Source organism: uncultured Desulfovibrio sp. (assembly GCF_949282365.1).
Classification (GTDB): Bacteria; Desulfobacterota; Desulfovibrionia; order Desulfovibrionales; family Desulfovibrionaceae; genus Desulfovibrio.
The window spans coordinates 23,775-30,513 of record NZ_CASDOY010000025.1 but is presented as its reverse complement, the minus strand read 5'-3'; the positions used below and the strand labels follow the sequence as shown (position 1 = coordinate 30,513).

Genomic DNA, 6,739 nt, shown 5'->3' with positions numbered 1-6,739 from the left:
GTTCTCGCTGTCAACGACTTTTTTTCGCTTCCGCAAAAAACCTTGCCGCCGCCCAGGGCGACACGTTGACGCGAAGGAGGCTTATGCCCCGTTTTCAAATCCGCGTCAAGAACTTTTTTCACCGTCCGGGAAAATTCCCTTTCCCCTGCCCTTCCGGGCCCGGCCAGTTCATCGGCGCGAACGGCCTTATGCGCCTTTTCAGCGGCGGCGTCAAGCCTTTTGATGCAGAAAACGCCTGAACATCCTTCCGCGGTGATCGTTTAGCCCATCAACACGCCGAGATTGCAGGAAAAGACCTTTATCTTCGCGTTTCCTGCGTCATTGCCTGACGGCCGGGGCCGCATAACTGCAAACAGCGAAGAATGTTTCAAGGCCGATCCTGCCGGCCCTGCTCTGCGTCTTTCCTCTGCAGCCTGCTAGCTGCCGCCGGGGCTGCCCGAAGGAGCGCCACAGGTTGCCTTCTCATAGGAGTCTTGAGGATGAGCAGGGAAGGGATCCTTTTTCGCACTGCCGCAAGGGGGCTCTCCCCCGGGAATCAGCGGCTCGACAAAAGGGATCCCCTTCCCTGCCATCGGCTCACGGTATCTCTATCCCGCGAGGCGCTCCAGCGCTGCCATCATCTGTTCCACGTCCTGGGCGGAAAAGTCCACCGGCAGCGACATCAGCATGCCCAGACCTTCCATCTTGTCGTGGAATTCTTCCGCAGACATCTCACTGACAGCGGCGGTATGGATCATGGCATCGGCCATGAGGATGTCGATGACGGCCTTGCGCAGCCCTTCAGGCTCCAGCCCCAGATCGAGCACGGCCAGAGCCGGGGCCTGGCGGCGCACCTGCTCCATGCCCTGTTCCAGCGAGGCCGCCTGCCGGATCGACGCACCACGGCTTTCCATGACCGGAAGCGCGGCGCTCCAGCGCTCAGGACGCGAGGAAACGATTAGGATATCCATAACGGACCCCACGGCCTAGTGATGGCCGCCGCCACCGCAGGTGAAGTCCATGGTGAAGGGAGGCAGCTTGCCTTCCAGGAAGGCCTGCACGGCAGCGCCCACCGTGGGATACTGACCGGCGAAGAAGACATTGACGCCCACCTGCTGGAAGCCCATCAGCGGACGCATGCCCATGCCGCCGGCCAGCAGGGCTTTCACGCCATGGCTGGCCAGATGCTGCACGGGAGCCATGCAGCCGCCCTGCTGGTGAGGCACGTTTTCCAGGGTGCCCACGGCCTTGATGGCATTGTCTTCGATCTCCACGATGGTGTAGATGTCGCAATGGCCGAAGTGCATGCCCATCTGGGCATCGAGACCGCCAGGCATGCAGGAAGGCACGGCAAGAAGAAAGCTCATGATAAACGCTCCATTTCTGGTCGAAGGTGTGCGGCCTAGCGGCCGGTGCGCAAATCCTGAAGGGCCGACCACATGTCCTTCAGGCGGTTACCAAGGGGATTGTCGAATTCTGTCAGGGCGTGGCGCTGCACCATGGCCCGGGTCACCACCGGATCGAAGGGCAGCCGCCCCAGCAGGGTATGGCCGTGTTCGACGCACTCGGCGGCGATGACACCGGCCTCACGGGTATTGAGGTCAGCCTTGTTGATGATGATGGCCAGCGGGATGCGGAAGTGCCGGCACAGGTCTGCCACGCGGCTGAAATCGTGGCGACCCGAAGGTGTGGGCTCCACGACGCCCACGGCCAGGCTGGCTCCCGACAGGGAACTGATGACAGGACAGCCTACCCCCGGCGAACCGTCGCAGAGGATGGTGTCCAGGCCGAGGGCCCTGGCGCGCTCCCGGGCCTGGACCTTGAGCAGGCTCACCAGGCGGCCGGAATTCTCCTGCCCCGGGAAAAGCTGGGCATGGACCATCAGGCCGAAGCGGGTATCGCTCACATACCAGTCGCCACAGTGCTTTTCGGGAAAGTCTATGGCCTGCTGCGGACAGAGCTTCACGCAGACCCCGCAGCCTTCGCAATGGTCATCGATGATGAAGCCGTCCTCCCGGGGACGCACGGCCTCGAAGCGGCACAGCTCCGCGCACTGGCCGCAGCGGATGCAGTCGTCCTGCCGTATCTGCGCGCCATGCCCGGAGATGAAGGGCGTGTACTCCCTGATCTGCGGCTGCAGCAGGATGTGCAGGTCGGGCGCATCCACGTCCAGATCGCAGATGACCTTGCTGGCAGCCAGATGGGCGAAGGAGGCGCACACCGTGGTCTTGCCCGTGCCGCCCTTGCCGCTGATGACGACAATCTCACGCATGGCGCACCTCCCCGCCCAGACGGCGCAGGGCATCACGCAGATGTTGGAAACGCTGTTGCCATTCCGGGGACAGACCGGCCAGCAGACCGCCGATGGCATACTGCTCCGCGGCGGCCCGTTCGAAGGGCAGCTCCACCAGCAGAGGCAGGTGGTGCTCCCGGCAGTAATCGCGGACAGCGGCATCGCCCGCGGCATTGCCCTCCGCTCCGGCGCGGTTGATGACCACGGCCATGATCTTGTTCAGGGGCAAAAATGCCTGGTGCGCCAGGCGGAAATCATGGAAACCGAAGGGCGTGGGATCGGCCACCAGCAGGATCAGGTCCGCGTCGCGCGTGACCGTGACGGCCGGGCAGCTGACGCCGGGAGGGGCGTCCAGGATGGCGTCGGCCGGGACCTCATCCAGCATGGCGTCCAGACGGGCCCGCAACTGGCGCAGCAAAGGCGGCGTCATGGATTCTCCGATCCGGGTACGGCCCATGAGAAAACGGACCTTGCCCTCCAGCACGGTGCCGTGCTCCAGTTCGCCCAGCTCCCGGCCCATGGGTCTCAGGGCCTTGTCCGCGCAGACGGCGAAACAGCCGCCGCAGCCATGACACATATCGGGAAAGATGCTGATATTGCCGGCAAAGGAGGCGATGGCCTTGAAGCTGCAGATCTCGCGGCACTTGCCGCACTTGCTGCAGGCTGCGGGATCGAGGGAAGGCACTTGCAGCCAGGCTTTGCCGCTCCCCTCCACCTGCGGCGGCAGGAAGAGGTGCAGGTTAGGCGCTTCCACGTCCGTATCCACGGCGACCAGGGGGCTGTCCCAGACACTGGCCAGGGAGGCGGCCACACTGGTCTTGCCCGCCCCGCCCTTGCCGCTGGCAATGGCGATACGCATAAATCTTCCTTACTTGTTGGGCGCGTCGGCGAAGGGATACTCGCCCTTCTGGAAGCGTTCCACCACTTCCCGGACAGTACCGCTCACATCCTGGCAGACTTTGATGCCCGCCGCCTGCAGGGCCTCGAAGGCCTTGGGCCCCACATAACCGCTCAGCACCACCTGCACGCCCGCGTTGGCCACGCGCTCGGCGGTCTCGATACCGGCCCCCATGCTCATAGTCTGGGAGGCCCCGTTGTCGATATAGCTCACGCTCATATCCGGCAGATCGACCACCACGAAACCGCCCGCGCGACCGAAACGCGGATCGACGAGATCGTCAAGGGTGGGGCCTTCACTGGAAATGGCAATCTTCTGCATGATACTCTCCTTTGCGTCCGCCGTATGGGGATCGGGTCCCGCCAGGGCATAGTTGCCGCCCTCGATGCGCAGGGCCCGCCCCGTGACCAGGGCCAGGGCCACCGTACGCCGGGCCGAAGCCAGAGTGCGCCCGAACGTATGCCGGGACACGCGCATGCGGCAGGCTGCCTCCGAACCGTTCAGGCCTTCCAGATCCGCCAGGCGCAAGGCCTCCAGCTCCTCCACCCCCAGGCAGACCTCTTCCAGCGCGGTCATGGGGATGCCCCGCGGTTTGAAATAGGTAACACTGGGCGTGGTGGCCACATAGCGGCACTGTCTGGGACGCGGCATGATTTCTCCAATGGGCAAAACAGGCGTCGCTACCGAAAGTGATGGCGGACTCTCCTTTGTTTTGCACAATTGAGCATAATCCTTGTTCCGGCCATGTCAAGCCTCCACATGATTTTTTCGTTTGTCGCGCCGGGACGGCGCGCGTTGACGCCTTTCCAGGCCCCGTGCTACAAGGCTCGGGCCTGCCCTGCGCAGAGCTTGCGAGGTCTTTTCATGTCCCATACCGCCGCCAGCATGCTCGACCGCCCTGTGGCGCAGACGTTCTTCCGCTACGGCCTGCCCTGGTCCGCCGCCTTCCTGCTGCTTTCTTCCGCCGGTCTGGTGGATACCATCTTCATCGGCCGCTATGTGGGGGCCCAGGCGCTGGCAGCCATCAATATCGTCAGTCCGATGTTCAGCATCTTTTTCGGTATCGGGGTCATGCTTTCCGTGGGCGGTACAGTGCGCAGCGCGCATCATGTGGGGCGAGGCGATCTGCAGGCCGCCTCGGCAGTCTTCGGCCGCACCATGCTGCTCATCCTGCTGGCCGGTCTGGCGCTGGCCCTGCCTGCCCTGGCCTTCCGGCCGCTGCTGCTGTCTCTGCTGGGCGCACAGGGCGATGTGCTGCGACCCGCGCACCAGTACCTGACCACCCTGCTCTGGTTCAGCCCCGTGCTGCCTGTAGCCTATGCCCTGTCGCAGTTCGCGCGCGTGGACCAGCATCCCACCCTGGCCTCGCTGGGCCTGATCCTGAGCGCCGCCGTCAACATCGTGCTGGACTATCTTTTCATCGCCTGTTTCGACTGGGGCGTCCAGGGCGCGGCGCTGGCCACGGGACTGGGCTTCAGCTGCACCCTGCTGCTGTTCCTGGGACATTTTTTCTCCCGCAGGGCCCTGCTGCGCCCCGCCCTCTGCGGCTGCGGCTGGAAAGAGATCCTGCGGGCCAGCCTCAACGGCAGCGCGGAAAGCATCAACGAAATCTCCGTGGGCAGCATCATCCTGCTCATCAATCACCTCATGATGGCCCGTTTCGGCTCTGCGGGCGTGGCGGCTTTCACCGTGGTCAGCTATGGTTCCTGGTTCGGCCTGACCCTGGCCTACGGTCTGAGCGATACCCTCTCGCCCCTGGTCAGCGCCAACCACGCCGCAGGACTGCGTCGGCGGACCCACCGCTTCCTGCATGTGGCCATGGCGAGCCTGCTGGCGCTGGGCGCCGCCATGTTCCTGGTCTTCAGCCTCTACCCGCAGCAGCTTGTCCGGCTTTTCCTGCCCGGCAATGCCACGGTGGGCGCACTGGCCTGCGGCTTCATCGCCGATTTCCGCTGGAGTTTCTTTTTCAGCGGCCTGAATATGGGCATCGCCTGCTATATGACCGGCCTCAATCGCTCCATCCAGGCCGTGGTCATAGCCCTGAGCCGCAGTCTGGCCTTCCCCGCTCTTTTCCTGGCCCTGTTCGCCGCCTGTCTGGAAGCCGAACACCTTTTTCTGGCCATCCCGCTGGCAGAAGCCCTGACCCTGCTGCTGGGCATCGGCCTGCTGCTCCGCAGCCGCCGGCGCACAGGCTGGTAAGAGTGCTGACAGAAAGCCCCGCCTGACGTATGCTGGTCCTACTTATCGCAAGGAGTGCCCATGTCCCCACGATCCCTCTCCCTGGCGCTGCTGGCCGCCCTGCTGCTGGCCGTCCCCGCTGTGGCGGCGGAGCATGCCCCGGGATTTGAAGCTTGCATGAAAAAACACCGGAACAGTGGCGATCAGAAGCCGTGTCTGGATCTGGAGCGTGCCTACTGGCAAAAGAAGCTGGATACCCGCTATCAGGCCGCGCAGGGCCTCTGCAAAAAGTTCTCCGGCCCGGAGGCGGAAAAACGCAGCGCGGCCTGTCTGGCAGCGCTGGAAGAAAGCCAGTACAGCTGGCTGGCCTACACCGCCAGCATGCGCCCTCTGGCGGAGAACCATCCTGACAGCAAGCGCGTCGTGGACCGCCTGGGCTGGTTCGAGATCGAGCAGCTGCGCCGGCGCATCCACGACCTGGAACAGTTCGATCCCTCGCTGGACAAAAAGCCTCCCCGCCAGCCCGGTACCATGGAAAATATCGAACGCGGCCTGTCGGATTTCGGCAATAGTGTGGAATCCCTGTTCAATTCCGGCATGAAGTCGATGGGGCTGGACTAAGCCTGCAGCGGGCGCCCCCGGCGTAACGGCCCCCGCGAACGTAGGCCGGCGGAGCCGTGCGGCTCCCGTCGCAGCGAACCGCTACGACGGACCGCTCTCGCACACACACTGCAACAGGCGGAGGACGTCCCTTCAAGGAGAGCATGGCTATCCGCTCTGCCCCGACGCGGGCAACCCGTCTTGGACAGGACGAAGCCTGATCCGGCTTCCGCTCTTCCCGCCCGTGGATGGCAGACGCTGAAGGCATGTCCCTTCCCATGTTCACGACGCTTCTCCACGCGCTCCCGGCCCTCCGGTCCACCGCGAGCCGGAAGAAGACGGTCTTGCCCCCACCCGACGGTCTGCGGGCCGGACAGTGCCGCCGCTCCCGTTCCAGGGCCGCTCAGGAGATCACTATGGATTCCTTGCTCATGATACCGGAACAGGTCAGACAGCCCGAGGCCCCGGAAGATTTCACTCCCCTGCTCGCCTCGCCTGACGGGCTGCTGGTGGAACGCATCGTCTCCTGGGGACATGTGACGCCCGAAGGCCAGTGGTACGATCAGGAAAAAGACGAATGGGTCCTGCTGCTGGAAGGCAGTGCCCGGCTGGGTTTTGCCGACGGCCGCGAAGTGGCGCTGCAACGCGGCCAGTGCCTGCTGCTGCCCCGGCATGTGCGCCACCGGGTGCTGGAGACCAGCAAGCCTTGCGTCTGGCTGGCCATCCATGCGCCGGAACTGATCCCGCAGACGGACGCTGGACTGTCGCTCTCCTAGACGTACGACACGTTA

General features: G+C 64.2%; 9 protein-coding genes. 4 read left to right on the top strand and 5 right to left on the bottom strand.

What is annotated here, in order from left to right; translation table 11 throughout:
- Nucleotides 1–239 (top strand): hypothetical protein (locus tag Q1X76_RS06550; RefSeq protein ID WP_300718821.1); only part of this gene is annotated, 239 nt, incomplete at its 5' end.
- A 348-nt stretch (nucleotides 240–587) separates the two neighbouring features.
- Here the strand turns inward: Q1X76_RS06550 and Q1X76_RS06545 are convergent.
- The 5 genes from Q1X76_RS06545 to Q1X76_RS06525 are packed head-to-tail and all read right to left on the bottom strand — an operon-like array spanning nucleotide 588 to nucleotide 3,821.
- The gene (locus Q1X76_RS06545) at nucleotides 588–950 is read right to left on the bottom strand and encodes a hypothetical protein (protein WP_300718820.1); all 363 of its coding nucleotides are present in this window, start codon (nucleotides 948–950) and stop codon (nucleotides 588–590) included.
- Between the two features lie 15 nt (nucleotides 951–965).
- Nucleotides 966–1,349: a NifB/NifX family molybdenum-iron cluster-binding protein gene (locus Q1X76_RS06540; RefSeq protein WP_168936494.1), complete on the bottom strand. Its 384-nt coding sequence runs from the start codon at nucleotides 1,347–1,349 to the stop codon at nucleotides 966–968.
- 32 nt (nucleotides 1,350–1,381) lie between these two features.
- Nucleotides 1,382–2,251, bottom strand: a complete 870-nt coding sequence (locus Q1X76_RS06535) for an ATP-binding protein (protein WP_300718819.1) — start codon at nucleotides 2,249–2,251, stop codon at nucleotides 1,382–1,384.
- Complete coding sequence (locus Q1X76_RS06530) at nucleotides 2,244–3,131, bottom strand: ATP-binding protein (RefSeq protein WP_300718818.1); 888 nt, start codon at nucleotides 3,129–3,131, stop codon at nucleotides 2,244–2,246. Before Q1X76_RS06530 ends, Q1X76_RS06535 begins: the two co-directional genes overlap by 8 nt.
- A gap of 9 nt (nucleotides 3,132–3,140) precedes the next feature.
- Nucleotides 3,141–3,821, bottom strand: coding sequence for a DUF134 domain-containing protein (locus Q1X76_RS06525; RefSeq protein ID WP_300718817.1), 681 nt, complete (start codon nucleotides 3,819–3,821; stop codon nucleotides 3,141–3,143).
- Between the two features lie 213 nt (nucleotides 3,822–4,034).
- On the opposite strand from Q1X76_RS06525, the gene Q1X76_RS06520 reads away from it, so the two are divergent.
- The 3 genes from Q1X76_RS06520 to Q1X76_RS06510 all read left to right on the top strand — a co-directional run bounded on the left by Q1X76_RS06520 (nucleotide 4,035) and on the right by Q1X76_RS06510 (nucleotide 6,724).
- Complete coding sequence (locus Q1X76_RS06520) at nucleotides 4,035–5,369, top strand: MATE family efflux transporter (protein WP_300718816.1); 1,335 nt, start codon at nucleotides 4,035–4,037, stop codon at nucleotides 5,367–5,369.
- A gap of 60 nt (nucleotides 5,370–5,429) precedes the next feature.
- On the top strand, nucleotides 5,430–5,969 hold the full coding sequence (locus Q1X76_RS06515) for a lysozyme inhibitor LprI family protein (protein ID WP_300718815.1): 540 nt from the start codon (nucleotides 5,430–5,432) through the stop codon (nucleotides 5,967–5,969).
- 395 nt (nucleotides 5,970–6,364) lie between these two features.
- Nucleotides 6,365–6,724: a cupin domain-containing protein gene (locus tag Q1X76_RS06510; protein ID WP_300718814.1), complete on the top strand. Its 360-nt coding sequence runs from the start codon at nucleotides 6,365–6,367 to the stop codon at nucleotides 6,722–6,724.
- Nucleotides 6,725–6,739: the final 15 nt, after the last annotated feature.

Coding starts and splice junctions, on each gene's coding strand:
- Q1X76_RS06525 (WP_300718817.1), bottom strand. CDS start 3,821: ATGCCGCGTCCCAGACAGTGCCGCTATGTGGCCACCACGCCCAGTGTT.
- Q1X76_RS06545 (WP_300718820.1), bottom strand. CDS start 950: ATGGATATCCTAATCGTTTCCTCGCGTCCTGAGCGCTGGAGCGCCGCG.
- Q1X76_RS06510 (WP_300718814.1), top strand. CDS start 6,365: ATGGATTCCTTGCTCATGATACCGGAACAGGTCAGACAGCCCGAGGCC.
- Q1X76_RS06535 (WP_300718819.1), bottom strand. CDS start 2,251: ATGCGTGAGATTGTCGTCATCAGCGGCAAGGGCGGCACGGGCAAGACC.
- Q1X76_RS06520 (WP_300718816.1), top strand. CDS start 4,035: ATGTCCCATACCGCCGCCAGCATGCTCGACCGCCCTGTGGCGCAGACG.
- Q1X76_RS06515 (WP_300718815.1), top strand. CDS start 5,430: ATGTCCCCACGATCCCTCTCCCTGGCGCTGCTGGCCGCCCTGCTGCTG.
- Q1X76_RS06530 (WP_300718818.1), bottom strand. CDS start 3,131: ATGCGTATCGCCATTGCCAGCGGCAAGGGCGGGGCGGGCAAGACCAGT.